Below are 17,881 nucleotides of genomic sequence, written 5' to 3'. Positions count from 1 at the left end.
ATTTTCATCTAAATCGAAGGCTCGGACTTGAACAGGCTAAATACGGAACTTATCTTTGTCAATGCTTCATATTGAGTTCTGGAAAACTTACTATAAAAGAAAAGGATTGAGAAAATGAAATTCATTTTTCCCAATCCTTTTTCAATATTAGCTACTATCTTTATTATATAGCCAATTCCGACAGGCAGCTATTTACTTTTTGCATATCCTTGAAAATATTCTGATCCAATACCCTTGCATAGTGTTTTGTTACGCTTGTATCTGCATGACCTAACATCTTAGCAACATTCTCCATACTTACGCCATTTGCAAGGCAAATGCTTGTAGCATAGCTATGACGGGCGGTATGTGTGCTAAGATTTTTATGAATTCCGCACACATCGGCAATCTCCTTCAAATAACTGTTCATGCGTTGATTACACAATACAGGTAAAAGTTTTCCGGTACACTCTGCCACATCCTTATATTTATCAAGTATAGAAGCTGCCACAGGCAGCACAGGAATGTTACACATGATTTTTGTCTTTTGCCGGTTCTTCCTTATCCAAAGTTCCCCTTTGTTGTCTTTTACCAAGTGTTCGGGTGATAAATCTTTCACATCGCTGAACGCCAAACCAGTAAAAATGCAAAAGACAAAAACGTCACGTACCTGTTCTACTCGTTTAATTGTAAACTCTTTGGCGAGAATGATTTTAATCTCGTCCATCGTCAGAAATTCAGGATCGGTTTCTTCCAATTTGAAACGGTAGTAAGCAAACGGATCTTTCTTTATCCAGTCGTTTTCCAAAGCAATACGGATAATCTTCTTTAAATTCTTCAATCGGGTAATAGCGGAGTTCTGCGCACAACCTTTTTCAATCTTCAAGAAAGCATCGAACTTAGAAATGAAGTTGGCTTCCAAGTTATTCAGGGCAATATCAGATAACTGATATTCTTTCTTAATGAATTCCTCCAAATATCGGGTAGTGGTTTCATACCGTTGAACGGTTTTACTAACAAAATCTTTGCCGATCAGCTTACGACTTTGTTCGTTGTGTTCTCTGAATACTTGCAAAAGGGTTTTGCTTTCTTCATCCACACCATAATACAGTTTTCTCACAAGATCAACGGTGATAACCTTGTCGGAAGTTTCCAGTTCCCTATAAATTTGGTGTATGCGTGAGCGTGTGATTTCTAAGTAGTGGTTCAGTTCCACCGACATACGGTCTTTTCCTTTTGAATTCTCTTTTGCTTGATTCCATAGGTTTACGGGACAACTTCTTTTGATAGAAATATCTACCATACAGCCGTTTACAGTGATTCTCATGCACACAGGTGCTTCTCCGTTCTTTAATAACTTGGCTTTTTTGATAAAGAACAAAACAGAAAATGATTTTCGAGCCATTTTTACATCGTTTTTTAAGTTACAAAACTATGTATTCTCTTCCAAAGTAAGTCTATGCAAAATACTATGAATCAGTGAGAAAGATGCAAATTCGTGGGACTTTTTCGAACTGAATTTTAGTCCCACGATTTATCCACCGATAATATGCTTGAAACGGCTATTTTTTGCTACCTGCCAGAAAAAAGAAATCCCTGATAATGTCTGATTATCAGGGATTTGCTTGATTCTTCTTGTTGTTTCAGTGATCCGCCTGGGGCTCGAACCCAGGACCCCAACATTAAAAGTGTTGTGCTCTACCTGCTGAGCTAGCGAATCAATCCTTATTTGCTTTCTTTCGAATGCGGGTGCAAAGGTAGAACATTTTTTTATAACTCCAAAAGATTTCAAACATTTTTCTTATCTTTGTGCCATTATCAACAATATACATTATTAATATATGGCTGCTGACGATAAAAAAATTATCTTCTCAATGGTGGGAGTGAGCAAAGCTTTCACTCCGAATAAGAATGTGCTAAAAGACATCTACCTGTCCTTTTTCTATGGAGCGAAAATCGGAATTATCGGTTTGAACGGTTCCGGTAAGTCTACTTTATTGAAGATTATCGCAGGTTTGGAGAAATCCTATCAAGGCGAAGTAGTATTCTCACCCGGATACTCTGTCGGTTACTTGGCGCAGGAACCTCATTTGGATGACACGAAAACAGTAAAAGAAGTAGTAATGGAAGGCGTGCAACCTATTGTTGACGCACTGACAGAATACGAAGAAATCAACCAAAAATTCGGTCTGCCGGAGTACTATGAGGACCAGGACAAAATGGACGCCCTCTTTACCCGTCAGGGCGAATTGCAAGATATTATTGACGCAACAGACGCATGGAACCTCGACAGCAAATTGGAACGTGCAATGGATGCCCTTCGTTGCCCGCCTGAAGACCAGCCGGTCGTAAATCTTTCTGGTGGTGAACGTCGCCGTGTGGCTCTTTGCCGTTTACTCTTGCAGAAACCCGACATTCTGTTGCTTGACGAGCCTACCAACCACTTGGACGCAGAATCTATCGACTGGTTGGAACAACACTTGCAGCAATACGAAGGAACAGTTATCGCCGTAACCCACGACCGTTACTTTCTCGACCACGTTGCCGGATGGATTCTTGAACTCGACCGTGGCGAAGGTATTCCCTGGAAAGGCAACTACTCTTCCTGGTTGGAACAGAAAACCAAACGTATGGAAATGGAAGAAAAAACAGTCAGCAAACGTCGTAAAACGTTGGAACGCGAGCTTGAATGGGTGCGCATGGCTCCGAAAGCTCGTCAGGCAAAAGGTAAAGCCCGTCTTAACTCCTATGATAAATTGCTGAATGAAGACGTAAAAGAGAAAGAAGAAAAACTCGAAATCTTTATCCCGAACGGTCCTCGTCTAGGTAACAAAGTGATCGAAGCCAAACATGTAGCCAAAGCCTATGGCAACAAACTTCTTTTTGACGATTTGAACTTCATGCTTCCTCCTAACGGCATTGTCGGTGTAATCGGTCCCAATGGTGCGGGAAAAACGACCTTGTTCCGCTTGATTATGGGCTTGGATACGGTAGACAAAGGCGAATTTGAAGTAGGAGAGACTGTAAAAGTAGCTTATGTAGACCAGCAACACCGTGACATCGACCCGAACAAGAGCGTTTATCAAGTCATCTCCGGCGGTAACGAACTAATCCGTATGGGTGGTCGTGACGTGAACGCCCGTGCTTACCTTTCCCGTTTCAATTTCTCCGGTGGCGACCAGGAAAAACTTTGCGGTGTCCTTTCCGGTGGTGAAAGAAACCGTCTGCACCTGGCGATGGCTTTGAAAGAAGAAGGCAACGTACTATTGCTCGATGAGCCTACTAATGACATCGACGTAAATACATTGCGTGCACTGGAAGAAGGTTTGGAAGATTTCGCAGGTTGCGCGGTAGTTATTTCCCACGACCGTTGGTTCCTCGACCGTATCTGTACACACATTCTTGCTTTCGAAGGAGACTCCAATGTATTCTACTTTGAAGGTTCTTATTCAGAGTATGAAGAAAATAAATTGAAACGTTTGGGAAATGAAGAACCGAAGCGCGTTCGTTATAGAAAACTAATGACTGACTAGGATTTGATAATAGATTGGAAGTTTATAAAAACTTTATAAATCAGAATAAAAGGCTCTGCAAGAACTCGCAGGGCTTTTTTTGTTTCTTAACGCAATAAGATGTTTATCTCTCTTAAAATTTTGTAGCAGGAATGGAACGTAGGTTTAAATAATATCAATTACCTTTGCTTGAGCAAACAATAATTAATAAACGATTTTCATTAATTAACAAAGAGAATTTTATGAGAAAACATCTAATTCATTTCCTGCTGGTGTCAGTGCCGATAGTATGTACGGCGACCTCAGCTTTTGCCCAGACAACAGTAAAAGGGCAAGTTGTTGATGTAGAGAGCGGCGAACCGTTGATTGGTGCAGCTGTTACTGTAGAAGGGACTTCTCAAGGTAGTGTTACCGATATTGATGGTAATTTTGTTCAAAAAGTTGGGAATAACGCAACTTTGGTCTTTAAGTATTTAGGATATAAAGATGTAACGAAGAAAATAAGCCAAAGAGGAACGGTAAATTTAGGAGTTATTCGTATGGAACCTGACGCAGTGATGCTGAAAGACGTTACAATTACTTCTTCTGTAGCCGTTGCACGTAAGACTCCAATAGCAGTTTCTACTCTCGAACCTACTTTTATTGAGGAAAGATTGGGAAATCAAGAGTTTCCTGAATTATTGAAATCAACACCTAGTGTATATACATCTAAAGAAGGTGGTGGTTATGGAGACTCTGAAATCATGGTACGTGGTTTTGGCTCGGCCAATACAGCTGTGATGATTAATGGTGTCCCGATGAATGATATGGAGTGGGGGGGCATATATTGGTCCAATTGGGCTGGTCTTTCCGATGTATCCCGTTCCATTCAGATACAAAGAGGTATCGGAGCTTCAAAACTTTCTTCTCCCTCTGTTGGTGGTTCAATCAATATTCTGACTAGCGCTTTGGAAACGAAGACAGGCGGTGCTCTTTCTTATAACATGGGTAATAGTGGAGAAAACAAAATTCTTTTCAGTATATCTTCTGGTATGACGAAGAATGGTTGGGCCTTTTCTATTTTAGGCTCAAAGAAATGGGGTGACGGATATGTCTATGGTACTGAAGGAGAATCTTATTCATGGTATGTGAATATTGCGAAAAGAATCGGTGACAATCATTCTTTATCATTGGTCGCTACAGGTGCTCCGCAGAGTCATTACAAACGTTACGACAAGCTGACTATTGAAGAATGGCAAAGACAGAAACATGTAGGTATTGGTGCAGGATACCGTTATAATGCAACTTATGGTTTCGATGATGCAGGTAGAGAATATCACGGGACAAACTACAACTATTATCACAAACCGCAGATTTCATTGAATCATATTTGGGCTATCAATCATAAGTCCAGTTTATCTTCTTCCTTATACATGTCCATTGGTAGTGGTTATGGTTATCGTGGTGTCGGTTCTAACTACTCTGCTTTCTATGGAGCTTCCAATGGTGTTCCCAATACTACATATAGACGTGACGACGGAACATTTGATTATGGAGCGTTGAAACGTGATAATGCTGAAGCCGCTAATGGTAGTCTGGCGGCATTGGCAAAGAATATGAACAATCATATTTGGGTAGGTTTGCTATCTACATATAGTACGAAGCTTGCTAAGAATTTGGACTTACAGGCTGGTATTGACCTTCGTTATTATAAAGGTATGCACAAGGCTAAGGTTGTGGACTTGATGGGGGGTGAGTATGTGATTGATACAGACCGTGCCAAAGTTGAGTATATGAAAGATAATGTTGCTTGGCAGAATGAGCGCTTGTATATCGGTGATGTGGTTTATCGTAACTTCGATAGTTTTATCGGACAATATGGTGTATTTGGTCAGTTAGAATATTCAAATGATAAACTGTCGGTAGTTGTTTCAGGAAATGCTAACATTGCTAGCAATCAGCGTTATGGACATTTTTATGTGAAAGATGAGAAATCAAGTATCGAGAGAAAAATTGGTTTTGGTGCAAAGGGTGGTGCTAACTATAACCTTACAGAGCATCATAATGTATTTGCTAACATTGGTTATTTCTCCCGTACTCCATTTTTCTCGGGTGGTGTATTCTTGAATTCCCAAAGCAGTAACGTTGTCAATCCCGATTCTCGTAATGAGAAAGTGCTTTCCTATGAGTTGGGTTACGGTTATGTATCCTCCATGTGGAACGTGAAGTTAAACTTGTATCGTACAACATGGAATGACCGTTCTATCCAAAAGACCTTGACTAGTGCGCAAGAAAGTCCCTATTTGATTATGAATGGTGTGAATGCATTGCATCAGGGTATTGAGTTGGAATTCACTTGTCGTCCGATAAGAGATTTGACGGTGACCGGTATGTTTTCTATTGGTGATTGGAAATGGGCAAAAGATGGTGTTGCAGGTCGGGTATATGACCGTAACGGACAAGCGTTGGATTACAACAATAATGTTGTTCCAGTAGGTTCACCCGAGCAAGCTATTTATTATACTAATATGAAAGACATAAAAGTAGCCAACTCTGCACAGACAACAGCAGCTTTGGGAGTTACTTATCAAGTGATGAAGGGACTTCGTGTCGGAATGAGTGGTAACTTCACAGGACGTAATTATGCCGATTATGATATTGCTTCTCAGGCTGTCAAGGCAACAAAAGACAATCCGGTAGTCGAACTTGTCCAACCTTGGCGTATGCCTTCAGCTTATGTATTCGATGCAAACATTAGTTATCGTTTCAAGATAGCCAATTTGGATGCTACGTGGACAGCCAACTGCTTCAATCTTTTCAATGATAACTATGTGATGAGAGCTTTGGATAATGGTGCAAAGACAGGTGGACATGGATGGGAAGATGCTACGGTATTCTATGGATTCGGACGGACATGGAATATGGGATTAAAGGTTAGATTTTAAAAAGATAGTATCATATGAAAAGAAATATTTTATATACAAGCATATTTATTGCCGGAATGGCGCTCTGGACCTCTTGTGACCATGAACCGGATTTTCCGGGATTGGATGTAAAAGGTGAAACTCTTACAAATGTGGCTAAATATGCAGACACTTATTTAGGTGCTGCTTTTACAGATGATAATCCGGCTAGAGAAACATTGCCGGAATGGTTGCAGAAAAAATACTATACGTGTGATAAAGGTTCGTCGGCGATGGTAACTTACAAATTTGCGCCTTCAGTTCCTGAATATGTTTCAGCTGTTTCTGCTGCTACGGCTTATACAGTGACAGCTGATGATTACAAAGCAGTGTGGGAAGATTTGCCGTTTACTTATTTTTCTCCTACAAAGAAAGCAACTCAATATGTACCAGGTTTCTTAAAGGAAGAATTTACAGCTCCTGTAGGTAAGCAGCTGGCAGTGGTAAATTATAACCAAGCCGATAGTGATGGTGCATTTGATGGAGTACTTGCTTTTACGGATGATTTGGAATCCAATTCATTGGATAGTTGGAAAACAGTAGTTATGTCGGCAGAAAGCGCGAATACCAATAACTGGAGCGTTACTAGTTTGGCTGATAATCATTATTTGCAGGTTTCTGCTTTCTATCAATATAATGAAGAGAGTACTAAATGGGAAGCATATACTGACATTCTGCTTCTGCAGCCCCAAGATTATGAAGCAATGGGTGTTACGAAGCTGACCGCATCTTCTGCGCAATCCTATATTTCTGCATATTTGGGATTAAAGTATCCATATGCTCAATCCGGAACAATTAAAGCTGTTGGTTTCAAATTGGCTGAAGATAAATTTATGGCTATTGAGTTACAAAAGTCCGTTGCTGGCTGGACTTCTACATCAGACGTAGTGGAAATGACTGACGAATATGAATATGACGGTTCTGCTTGGGTGTACAAGCGTACTGTGCCTAAGGCTGCTTTGAATCAAACGTTTGACGAAGATGGACGTAAGATTACAGCTAAAGCCCCTACAATGCTTGAAGGATGGTTGAATGTCGCATTAGACAAACAGGCTTGGTATGATAAATCGTATAAAGATAACAATTACACAGAGTGTACAGCATATGGTATTAGTGATGGAGCTGTTGATTCTTGGCTGATAACTCCGGCTTTGGAAATAAAGAGTAATTATATATTGACTTTTGACATGACTTCTGGTCATTGGACGCATGATGCCCTGCATGTATATATTTCTTCTTCATTCTCTGGAAACAAAGAAGATGTAACTGCTGACCCGGAAGGTACTTGGAAAGAAGTAACTGAGAACTTTAATTTACCTCAGGTGGCAGGCAAGTATGGGACATCTGTTAATGTAGGTTCTTATATGATGACAGAGTATGTCGGACAGCAAGTTTATATTGCTTTCCGTTACTTGGGAGATAAGTCTAAGAATGAGACATCCACTGTACAGCTTGATAATATTTATGTAGGAGAATAAATATAAGCAAATAAGATGAAGAACGGCTGCCTTCAAATGTGAGGGCAGCCTTTTGTGTGTTATGTATGATAAGTTCGACTCCGGCGAATGGAGAATATAGTCAATTCTCAGCAGATGTTTGAAACACTCCTGAGAAGATCTGACGCTTGATGTTGTTAGCCATTTACTGCGTTTTTATAAGTTTGTGCGTACTCTTTTCCCACTTTCCGGACATTCATGTTCTTCATGGCGTAGTAATAATTGGCTTCTCCCTTCTCTTGCAGCACAAGCCAGCGGGCGGTTTCGAGTGCCTGGACGATGTCCGTTTTATCGTTGGGGTCGAATGTCGGGTTACCGGTTTGGGAGAGTATCTCGCCGATATTTCCCACGGCGGGCCCCACCACCACTTTGTGGTAAAAGAAGGCAAGGGGGACATTGTCGGAGTTTAATATATCTTTTCGTTGGATGAATATCACGTCTGAGGCGGCTATATAATATGGCAGGTCGCAACTGTCCACCAGTTCGTCGTTGGCTCCGGCTTCCAGCTTCATCCAGCGGTTGAGCAGTGGCATGAGCAGATAATATCCGGCACGTGAAGCCCATCGTTTTAGGAAATTGCCGCCATAGTCGTTCTGTCTTGAGAAAGGGTAAAGCCGGGGGGCGAGCAGTAACTTGTTCGGTTGCTCCCACGCACGGAATGCTCCGAGCACCATGCGTATTTCTTCACGGTTGCAGAATTTGCCGAAAGCGGTGACGATGAACGCTTCCTGCGGAATCTTGAGATACTGGCGTGCACGCTCTACGCTGATATTCTCCTGATAGGTATATTGGTAGATATGGTGCGGAATCACGACATTCCGGCTGCCGGGATATTTGGCGGCAAATTCATCGCGGCTGAACTGCCCCATGTGCACCACGACATCGCTTTGCGACTCGATGATGTCATACGCCCGGCTGATAATCTCATTGGCATAGTGCGGGCGTACATTGTGGCGTGTATAGATGAAGTGTGCCCCTCGTGAGCGGAAGAAACAAATCCGTTCTTCCAGTCGGCGGATGATATCGGGGTTGTCACAAGTCCAACCCACCACCTCTTCGGGCCATTGGAAGTGGATGATATCATACGCTGTATCCGAATCCCAAAATTTCTTTGTGGAACATCGCACGTCAATGCCGCTCATACGGATAGCATCGCACAAGATGGGGACGAACAGGTTGTCCGTATCGCCGTTTTCCCTGAAAACAATAAGTGCTTTTATCACCGTACTGTTTGTCTCTTCACTGTCATTCATGTTTTTTTCTGAACCTTAATCAACTGAGCTTTGCCACAAAGGTATGAAAAGATATGATAATTTGCTCCTTTTTTTTTGTATAAATTCATGTCAGAATATTATGAAATAAAGGAGAATGATTCTATTTCTTCTATCAGCTTGATAATTTCTTCCGTATAAGGGATGTTGTGTTTTGTCATATACTTGTGGAAGAAGATGCGTGCGTGTATGTGTGGAAATTTATTTGGGTAGGGCGCTTGCCCTGATACCATTGGTGGAGCGTGGCACTGTCTATATTAAGATGTACGCACAGGTCGGCGATTGTCAATTTGGATGCATAAATCAATTTTTTTATTGATAGGATTTGATTGTTGTATATCCGGTCTACAAGCTCGTTTTCTTTTATCTCATCAAGGGTCTGATTGCGTTTTTGTTTCATTATAAAAATATTTATTAGAAGTTAATGTTGCAAATATCCGATAAATAAGATTCGATGTATCGCAAATATGCGATATATGGTATGTAAAATAATACACACCTTTGCGGTCGAAAGATTTTTATGTTGAATTTTAGCACGTTCCGAAGAGTTTCTGGCGGACAACGTCTCGCATATTTCCCTCAAAGGCAACGCCACTCCCGAACGTGTGATAGCCAAAGCCCGCGAGCTCGTTGTCCGCCGCGGCTGCCGCATCTTCGTCTTCGACCCGTTCAACCGCTTCGACCACGAACCCAAACCGGGGCAGTCGGAGACGCAATACCTCTCCAACTTGTTGAATGAATTCACTGAATTTGCCACTCAATATAATTGCCTGTTGATAGTCGCCGCCCACCCGCGCAAAATGAACCGAAATCCTGCGACGGGTGTCACCTCGCGTGTGGAAATGTATGACATCAACGGTTCCGTAGATTTTTACAACAAGGCTGATTACGGAATTGTCGTTGAGCGCGACAAGGAAATCGGAATCACCCGTGTGTATGTGGATAAGGTGAAATTCAAGCATCTCGGAACGGGCGGTGTGGCTACTTTCTTCTACGACCCCGTCAGTGGGCGGTATCTCCCCTACGAGGAATCATATGACCCTGCTGTGCCTGTCGACCAGCGTGCCCGGAATACCATCTTCGACAATACCTGCTGGCTGCCGGAAAAAGAACTGTTTGAATAGTGATTAAGGCTTTTCGAGCACTTTTACGATGAGCCGTACCTGTGCGGGAGTGTAGCGTCTGCTTCGGGGATTCATGCCGGTGGCGAGCAGACGCTCTTTCAGTCCCGGTGCAGTGTCTATCCATTCGTTGAATCGGGCTACTGCGCTCTGCTGCTTGATGTAGGGGAGATATAATGCGGCAAGCTCGCCTTTTCCGTAGCTGCGGTATTGGAATACTTTTTCTTCTTCCTGTTCGGGAAGTTTTCGGATTTTGCTTTCATTGATGGGGTGGTTGAGTTTGTTTTTACTAGCTATAAAGTTATGCATTTTTACTGAGTTGTGCAAGTTTGGGTCAATCTCATTTGAGGGAACTTGAAAACATTAGGGAAGATTCAAAAGGAATGGGCGGACGTTAAAAAAAGGAAAAGAAACCGCTCACTTTGAAAAATATAGTATCTTTGTATAGACCAGATACATCTCGGTCTATACAAACGTAAAACAAAGAAAAATGGGAAAATTTATCAATCCGTTTACGGACGTAGGTTTTAAAAAGATATTCGGGCAGGAAATTACAAAAGACTTGCTGATTGATTTCTTGAACGGCCTGCTTGTAAACGAGAAGAGTATCACGGATATCACTTTTTTGGATAAGGAGTTACTTCCTGAATACATGGGCGACCGTGGAGTTATTTACGATATTTATTGTACGACAGAGAGTGGTGAGCAGTTTATTGTGGAGATGCAGAACAAGCAGCAGACGAATTTTAAGGAGCGGGCTCTTTTTTATTTATCGCATACTGTTGCCCGGCAAGGAGAGCGGGGCGCTCATTGGCAGTTTGATTTGAAAGCGGTGTATGGCGTGTTTTTCCTGAACTTCTGTCTGGCAGACGCTCCGCACAAACTTCGGACGGACGTGGTGTTGGCCGACCGTGATACGCATGAAACATTTTCGGATAAGTTACGTTTTATCTTTATCGAGCTTCCTTCTTTTCACAAAGAGGAATCGGAATGTGAAACTGATTTTGAACGTTGGATTTATGTATTGAAGAATATGGACACATTGAAAAGAATGCCTTTCAAGGCACGAAAATCTGTCTTCGAAAAGTTGGAGAAGATTGTGGACATTGCTTCCCTGACTAAAGAAGAACGCATGAAATACGATGAGAGTATCAAAGTGTTTCGTGACCAACTGGCTACCATCTCGTTTGCGGAAGAAAAAGGCTGGCGAAAAGGACTGGAGAGAGGGATGGAAGAAGGTCTGGAGAAAGGGATGAAGGAAAAGAGCAGGGAAATTGCCCGTAACCTTAAGAAATTAGGGGTTCCCACCGATACTATCTCTCAGGCTTCCGGACTTTCCGTAGAAGAAATTGAAAATATCTGATGATAAGCACTTACAGGAATGGCGGCATGAGATTCGGAATCATGCTGCCATTTTTGTATCTTGGGCATTCAAAGATAGCAATGCCTGTTTTTATTTCCCTTTATTTCCTCTTAATCCTGCGTAGTCCGATGTAACCCGTCAGGCTACCGGTGTGTTGCCGTATCTTTGTTTCACCATCAGAAAGGGAGAATGTCCTTCCTTTCGTAGAAACAATCTTTTAAGTATGGCATCTTTTACACAACGCTGATTTGTCCCGGTGTAGAGGTGGAAAAGGACTGCACAGTGAAGAATATCACCCGTGTCAACCTTCGTTTCAAGGTCGATAATTCCTTGCGCCTTGCCAACGACAGCACGGCGACCACCCGTGGCGGAGAGAATAATATGATCTTTGAACTTCTCTCGGATAAGAAGTCCGCATCCGGCGGAAAGCTAGTGCACGGTTTTCCGTCTCCCTATCAATAATATAAACTATAAAATTAGATATTGTACTGGAAGTCCTGTTCTTCTTTCGCAGAAAGAGAAAGGGCAAAAAGAGTGAAAGGAGACGGGTCGATGAGGAAGATTGACCTGATTGTAATCCACTTTTCTGCCATGAGAACATCCGGCTGCGGTTGAGCCCGTATTCCACAAGCCTGCATCAGAACGCTTCCGTCATATTGAAATAGAACAGATTCTGTTTGTTCACCATATCTCTTCCGAGATCGAGACGTATATTCATACGGGGCTGTACCTCAATGCGCAAGCCTACGCCGAGATTGGGAAGAACGCCTTCTATCTTGCCCGGAGTAGGGCCCATGAAGCCGCATCCGCCCCAAGCCACATAACCTACATGATTGAGCATCTTCTTCACCCATGTGCTTTTGTCCGTATTTATCATCTGACGGTATTCTGCCATCATTACATGTGATGACTTGTCGCGAAACTGTCCCATGTAATATCCGCGGAGGTCGAAAGGTGTTCCGCTAAGCGCGTATTTCGTCAGCGGCACATCTCCAAATACATTTTTCGTCTGCATCGTCCAAGCGATAACCTTGCGTTTTCCGACAGTCTTGTATTGGCGGTAATCAATCTCCAGACGGTAAAAATTGTCATCACCACCGAACGCTTTGCTATACATCATCCCGCGAAAATCGAGATACATTCCACGGTATGCATTGGCGGGAATGTCACGTGTGTCATAGGTCAGCAGGAAGCCGAGCCCCGAACTGAAATTCTTATACCCATGCTCTGTTCCGCCTGCCGCGATATAGGATGGCTGATGAACCATTCCCTCTGCCGGTTTGGTGATTTTATCATAATTCAAATCCACCTGTGGCCCTGCAAAGAAGTCGCTTTTGCCCAGACGGAAAAGGAACCACGGATTTACTTGGATGCCGCTGTAACGATATTCGCTGGTATCTTCTCCACGGGGATAGTCTTTATTGGTACTGTATCCGATACCGTAGAAATTCTCAATCGTGTTTTTATAGGAGAATGTCCCGAAAATACGGAAACGGTCGCCTTTGAAAAACAGTTGGGGTTTTGTCATCAGGTTCAATCCGCCCTTAAACATCAGCGCGATAGACATCGGCACCACCGAACGTCGCTGGGTGGTATCGCTCGGATTCATCCGGAACGTCATCAACGCGCTACCGCCCACTAGCAGACCGAAGTCAGGCGTATAGCTGGGACCACCTAATATATTATAGTGAAGATTTCGATTCGCCACACGTTGGCGGCGCACCTCACGTTTGGAGAGGGCGGGGACGGTATCCGACAAAGAGATTGCTGTGCTGTCGGCGGTAGCCGACATAATATTGATGGATGCAAACATCATCAATACACCTATTATATATTTCTTCATAATTTCTTTCTGAGGAATTCGACTGCAAAGAAAACTCTTTTATTTTGATTAGTTTTGATACTCTTAGATAATAATTCTAAAAAAGAATCGTAAATTTGCGATTTTCTATTACTATATCCGAAGTGTAATTGATTAATAAACTATTTATACTTATGAATAAACGAATATTATCAGTTTTTGTTTTCTGTGCTTTTTATTATTCTGCACAAGCGCAGAGTGCAAAAGGAGGCATCAGCGACGACATGATGCAACAAATCAAACAGAGTTACCAGAATACTCCAAGTGACAAGGCTATCCGCAACGCCATCGGCAGCAACGATATCCGCAAACTAGCCCTCAACCAGGACAACCTGAAAGGAATGGACACGCACTTCTCCATCAAAGTGGACTCCAAAGGTATCACCAACCAGAAATCTTCCGGACGTTGCTGGCTCTTCACCGGTCTGAACGTGATGCGTGCCAAGGCCATTGCCCGCCACAACCTCAGCTCATTCGAGTTTTCGCAAACTTACCCTTTCTTCTTCGACCAACTGGAGAAGGCGAACCTTTTCCTGCAAGGCATCATCGACACCAGCGACAAACCGATGGATGACAAAATGGTGGAATGGCTCTTTCGTCATCCCTTGAGTGACGGTGGAACGTTCACCGGTGTAGCCGACATCGTAAGCAAATACGGACTTGTCCCCAAAGACGTGATGCCCGAAACGAACAGCAGCGAAAACACGTCCCGCATGGCAAGCCTAATCTCCCTGAAACTCCGCGAACAGGGGCTTCAACTCCGTGACCTCGCCGCCAAAGGTGCGAAACCGGCAGTTCTCGAAAAAACGAAAACCGAAATGCTCGGAACCATCTACCGCATGCTGGTCTTGAATCTGGGCGTTCCCCCCACCGAATTCACCTGGACGGAATACAACGCCCAAGGCAAACCTGTATCCACCGAAACTTACACCCCGCTTTCTTTCCTGAAAAAGTACGGCGACGAAAACCTGCTCGGCAACTACGTCATGCTCATGAATGACCCCAGCCGCGACTACTACAAATCTTACGAGATAGACTATGACCGCCACCGCTACGACGGCAAGAACTGGACTTACGTCAATCTTCCCATCGAGGACATCAAGGAAATGGCAATAGCTTCTCTCAAAGACAGCACCATGATGTACTTCTCCTGCGACGTAGGCAAATTCCTCAATTCCGACCGTGGTCTGCTGGATGTTAAGAACTACGATTACGAAGCCCTCATGGGGACAACCTTCGGCATGAACAAGAAGCAACGCATCCAAAGCTTCGCCAGCGGCTCAAGCCACGCCATGACGCTCATGGCAGTAGACCTCGACAAGAACGGAAACCCAACCAAATGGATGGTTGAAAATAGTTGGGGAGCCGGCTCCGGTTATCAAGGGCATCTCATCATGACCGACGAGTGGTTCAACGAATACATGTTCCGCCTGGTGATAGAAACCAAGTATGCAACGAAAAAAGTATCTGAAGTCCTAAAACAGAAGCCTGTCCGGCTTCCTGCTTGGGACCCTATGTTTGCTGAATGATGTTCTTTTCTTTGTTTCAAGACAAAAGAAAGATGTAATGTGTGCGACCACGAAAGGAATTACGGATATTTTTCCGTAATTCCTTTCTTTTTTCCTCTTTAATCACATTATTATTTATTACTTTTGCGGCAAATTTATGAAACCATTATTTTATTTATAGCATGGCAAATGTAATAAAGTTACGCAAAGGCCTTGACATAAACCTGAAAGGTACAGCTGCAGAGACGTACACGACAGTGAAAGAGCCGGGATTTTACGCACTCGTACCCGATGATTTTCCTGGAGTGACACCGAAGGTAGTCGTAAAAGAGCAGGAGTATGTGATGGCTGGTGGACCCTTGTTTATTGACAAGTATCATCCTGAAGTAAAATTTGTTTCGCCCGTAAGCGGCGTAGTGACAAGTGTAGAGCGTGGAGCCCGTCGTAAGGTATTGAACATTGTAGTGGAAGCTGCTGCAGAGCAGGACTACGAAGAGTTCGGTAAAATGGATGTTAACGTGATGGATGGCAATTCAGTGAAAGCTGCTTTGCTGAATGCCGGACTGTTCGCATTCATCAGACAGCGTCCTTATGACATCATCGCAGACCCGTCGGGTTTCCCGAAAGGCATCTTCGTATCCGCGTTTGACAGCAATCCGCTGGCACCCGACTTCCAATTCGCGCTGAAAGGTGAGGAAGCGAATTTCCAGACAGGACTTGATGCCCTTGCCAAGATGGCAAAAACATACCTGAACATAAGCGTGAAGCAGAATGCTGCCGCACTGACTCAGGCTAAGAACGTTACAATCACCGCATTCGACGGACCGAACCCGGCAGGTAACGTAGGTGTTCAAATCAACCATATCGCTCCCATATCCAAAGGCGAGACAGTATGGACAATCGACCCGCAAGCCGTTATCTTCATCGGTCGTCTTTTCAATACAGGTCGTGTGGATTTCACCCGCACAGTGGCCGTGACAGGTTCCGAAGTGTTGAAACCCGCTTACTGCAAACTTCAGGTAGGCGCACTGCTGACTAACGTATTCGCCGGCAACGTGACGACAGGCAAAGACCTGCGCTACATCAGCGGCAACGTGCTGACAGGAAAGCAGGTATCCCCGAACGGCTTCTTAGGCGCATTCCACAGCCAGGTGACCGTTATCCCCGAAGGTGACGACATCCACGAAATGCTCGGATGGATTATGCCGCGTTTCAACCAGTTCAGTACCAACCGTTCCTATTTCAGTTGGCTGATGGGAAAGAAAGAATACACACTGGATGCACGTGTCAAAGGTGGCGAACGCCATATGATTATGTCCGGTGAGTACGACAAAGTGCTTCCGATGGACATTTTGCCCGAGTTCTTGATTAAAGCCATCATCGCCGGCGACATCGACCGCATGGAAGCGCTTGGCATCTATGAAGTAGCTCCCGAAGACTTCGCTCTCTGCGAATTCGTCTGCTCCTCAAAGATGGAACTGCAACGCATCGTCCGTGCCGGACTTGACATGCTACGTTCGGAAATGGCATAAGAGAATTAAAATAAAAGATTAAAAATTAAAAAATGATAGTTGGGACTTTATGAAATCGTCTTCCGGTAAATACTGCGTAGCTGTTTCTCAATTCTCAATTCTCAATTCTCAATTTAATAAATGAAAGCGTTAAGAAATTATCTCGATAAGATAAAGCCGAACTTTGAAGAAGGCGGCAAATTCCACGCATTCCAGTCGGTGTTCGACGGCTTCGAAACATTCCTGTTCGTGCCCAGCAAGACTGCGAAAACGGGAACGCATATACACGACGCGATTGACAGCAAACGCATCATGTCGATTGTGGTTATTTCGTTAGTACCGGCATTGCTGTTCGGTATGTACAATGTAGGTTACCAGCATTTTCACGCTACCAATACAACTGGTAGTTTTATTGAAATGTTCGCTTACGGATTCCTGGCAGTACTGCCTAAAATTATCGTATCTTATGTAGTAGGTCTCGGCATCGAGTTCGTCGTAGCACAATGGAAGAAAGAAGAGATTCAGGAAGGATTCCTCGTTTCGGGTATCTTGATTCCGATGATTGTTCCGGTAGACTGTCCGCTATGGATTCTTGCAGTAGCTACTGCATTCTCTGTAATCTTCGCTAAAGAGGTATTCGGCGGTACAGGTATGAACATCTTCAACGTTGCGTTGATTACTCGTGCATTCCTGTTCTTCGCATATCCGACCAAGATGTCCGGTGATGCCGTTTGGGTATCAGGCGACAGCATCTTCGGGCTGGGACAGTCGGTAGACGGGCTCACCGTTGCCACTCCACTGGGAGAAGCTGCTACGACTGGTGCTGCTCCTGCATTCAACATGGATATGGTGACGGGGCTTATTCCGGGTTCTATCGGTGAAACAAGTGTGATTGCCATCCTGATTGGTGCCGTTATCCTTTTGTGGACGGGCATTGCAAGCTGGAAGACAATGATTTCCGTATTTGTCGGTGGTGCATTCATGGCTTGGGTATTCAATGCCATCGGCATGGAAAACAACGCTATGGCTAACATGCCTTGGTACGAACACCTTGTTCTCGGTGGTTTCTGCTTCGGTGCAGTATTTATGGCTACCGACCCTGTCACTTCCGCACGTACGGAAAGGGGTAAATACATCTTCGGATTCCTGATTGGTGTGATGGCTATCGTCATCCGCGTACTGAACCCGGGTTATCCTGAAGGTATGATGCTTGCCATCCTGCTGATGAACATCTTCGCTCCGCTGATTGACTACTGTGTAGTACAGGGTAATATCAGCCGTCGCGAGAAACGCGCTATGTCTAACCAATAAATACCG

At 43.8% G+C, this 17,881-nt stretch carries 11 protein-coding genes, 1 tRNA gene and 3 pseudogenes; 9 read left to right on the top strand and 6 right to left on the bottom strand.

The window, feature by feature from the left end; genetic code table 11:
• Positions 1–163 precede the first annotated feature (163 nt).
• Both CLIN57ABFB40_RS07305 and CLIN57ABFB40_RS07300 read right to left on the bottom strand, forming a co-directional pair.
• Entirely contained in the window at positions 164–1,384 is a 1,221-nt protein-coding gene (locus CLIN57ABFB40_RS07305) for a site-specific integrase (protein ID WP_025835674.1), read from the bottom strand.
• Positions 1,385–1,626: 242 nt separating this feature from the next.
• Positions 1,627–1,699, bottom strand: a tRNA-Lys gene (locus CLIN57ABFB40_RS07300).
• Positions 1,700–1,820: 121 nt separating this feature from the next.
• Between CLIN57ABFB40_RS07300 and ettA the strand changes: the two genes are divergently transcribed.
• The 3 genes from ettA to CLIN57ABFB40_RS07285 all read left to right on the top strand — a co-directional run bounded on the left by ettA (position 1,821) and on the right by CLIN57ABFB40_RS07285 (position 7,911).
• A complete protein-coding gene (ettA, locus tag CLIN57ABFB40_RS07295; RefSeq protein WP_175629528.1) occupies positions 1,821–3,512 on the top strand; it encodes an energy-dependent translational throttle protein EttA in 1,692 nt (563 codons plus the stop codon).
• A gap of 221 nt (positions 3,513–3,733) precedes the next feature.
• On the top strand, positions 3,734–6,415 hold the full coding sequence (locus CLIN57ABFB40_RS07290) for a TonB-dependent receptor (RefSeq protein WP_175629527.1): 2,682 nt from the start codon (positions 3,734–3,736) through the stop codon (positions 6,413–6,415).
• 14 nt (positions 6,416–6,429) lie between these two features.
• Entirely contained in the window at positions 6,430–7,911 is a 1,482-nt protein-coding gene (locus CLIN57ABFB40_RS07285) for a choice-of-anchor J domain-containing protein (protein ID WP_175629526.1), read from the top strand.
• A gap of 155 nt (positions 7,912–8,066) precedes the next feature.
• Here CLIN57ABFB40_RS07285 and CLIN57ABFB40_RS07280 read toward each other — a convergent pair whose 3' ends face one another.
• On the bottom strand, positions 8,067–9,182 hold the full coding sequence (locus tag CLIN57ABFB40_RS07280; RefSeq protein ID WP_175629525.1) for a glycosyltransferase family 1 protein: 1,116 nt from the start codon (positions 9,180–9,182) through the stop codon (positions 8,067–8,069).
• A gap of 175 nt (positions 9,183–9,357) precedes the next feature.
• Entirely contained in the window at positions 9,358–9,600 is a 243-nt protein-coding gene (locus CLIN57ABFB40_RS07275; RefSeq protein WP_254871719.1) for a hypothetical protein, read from the bottom strand.
• 127 nt (positions 9,601–9,727) lie between these two features.
• Here CLIN57ABFB40_RS07275 and CLIN57ABFB40_RS07270 point away from each other — a divergent pair.
• Positions 9,728–10,324 (top strand): annotated as a pseudogene (locus tag CLIN57ABFB40_RS07270) (DNA primase); the annotation flags it as partial.
• A 3-nt stretch (positions 10,325–10,327) separates the two neighbouring features.
• On the opposite strand, the gene CLIN57ABFB40_RS07265 reads toward CLIN57ABFB40_RS07270, so the two are convergent.
• Positions 10,328–10,630: a DUF4248 domain-containing protein gene (locus CLIN57ABFB40_RS07265; protein WP_175629524.1), complete on the bottom strand. Its 303-nt coding sequence runs from the start codon at positions 10,628–10,630 to the stop codon at positions 10,328–10,330.
• 181 nt (positions 10,631–10,811) lie between these two features.
• Between CLIN57ABFB40_RS07265 and CLIN57ABFB40_RS07260 the strand changes: the two genes are divergently transcribed.
• Positions 10,812–11,684, top strand: coding sequence for an Rpn family recombination-promoting nuclease/putative transposase (locus tag CLIN57ABFB40_RS07260; RefSeq protein ID WP_175629523.1), 873 nt, complete (start codon positions 10,812–10,814; stop codon positions 11,682–11,684).
• Between the two features lie 225 nt (positions 11,685–11,909).
• Positions 11,910–12,146: pseudogene (locus CLIN57ABFB40_RS07255) on the top strand (hypothetical protein); the annotation flags it as partial.
• 175 nt (positions 12,147–12,321) lie between these two features.
• Here CLIN57ABFB40_RS07255 and CLIN57ABFB40_RS07250 read toward each other — a convergent pair.
• On the bottom strand, positions 12,322–13,527 hold the full coding sequence (locus CLIN57ABFB40_RS07250) for a BamA/TamA family outer membrane protein (protein ID WP_175629522.1): 1,206 nt from the start codon (positions 13,525–13,527) through the stop codon (positions 12,322–12,324).
• A 152-nt stretch (positions 13,528–13,679) separates the two neighbouring features.
• Between CLIN57ABFB40_RS07250 and CLIN57ABFB40_RS07245 the strand changes: the two genes are divergently transcribed.
• From CLIN57ABFB40_RS07245 to CLIN57ABFB40_RS07235, 3 genes and pseudogenes are all read left to right on the top strand, one after another.
• Positions 13,680–15,074, top strand: a complete 1,395-nt coding sequence (locus tag CLIN57ABFB40_RS07245; protein ID WP_175629521.1) for a C1 family peptidase — start codon at positions 13,680–13,682, stop codon at positions 15,072–15,074.
• Between the two features lie 39 nt (positions 15,075–15,113).
• Positions 15,114–16,585, top strand: a pseudogene (locus CLIN57ABFB40_RS07240) (Na(+)-translocating NADH-quinone reductase subunit A).
• 120 nt (positions 16,586–16,705) lie between these two features.
• Positions 16,706–17,875 (top strand): NADH:ubiquinone reductase (Na(+)-transporting) subunit B, encoded by a 1,170-nt coding sequence (locus CLIN57ABFB40_RS07235; RefSeq protein ID WP_175629519.1) that lies wholly within the window; start codon positions 16,706–16,708, stop codon positions 17,873–17,875.
• Positions 17,876–17,881 lie beyond the last annotated feature (6 nt).

The sequence above is a fragment of the Bacteroides acidifaciens genome (assembly GCF_903181435.1).
Taxonomy (GTDB): domain Bacteria; phylum Bacteroidota; class Bacteroidia; order Bacteroidales; family Bacteroidaceae; genus Bacteroides.
The sequence above is the reverse complement of the archived record's forward strand: the minus strand, read 5'-3'. Positions and strand labels throughout refer to the sequence as shown.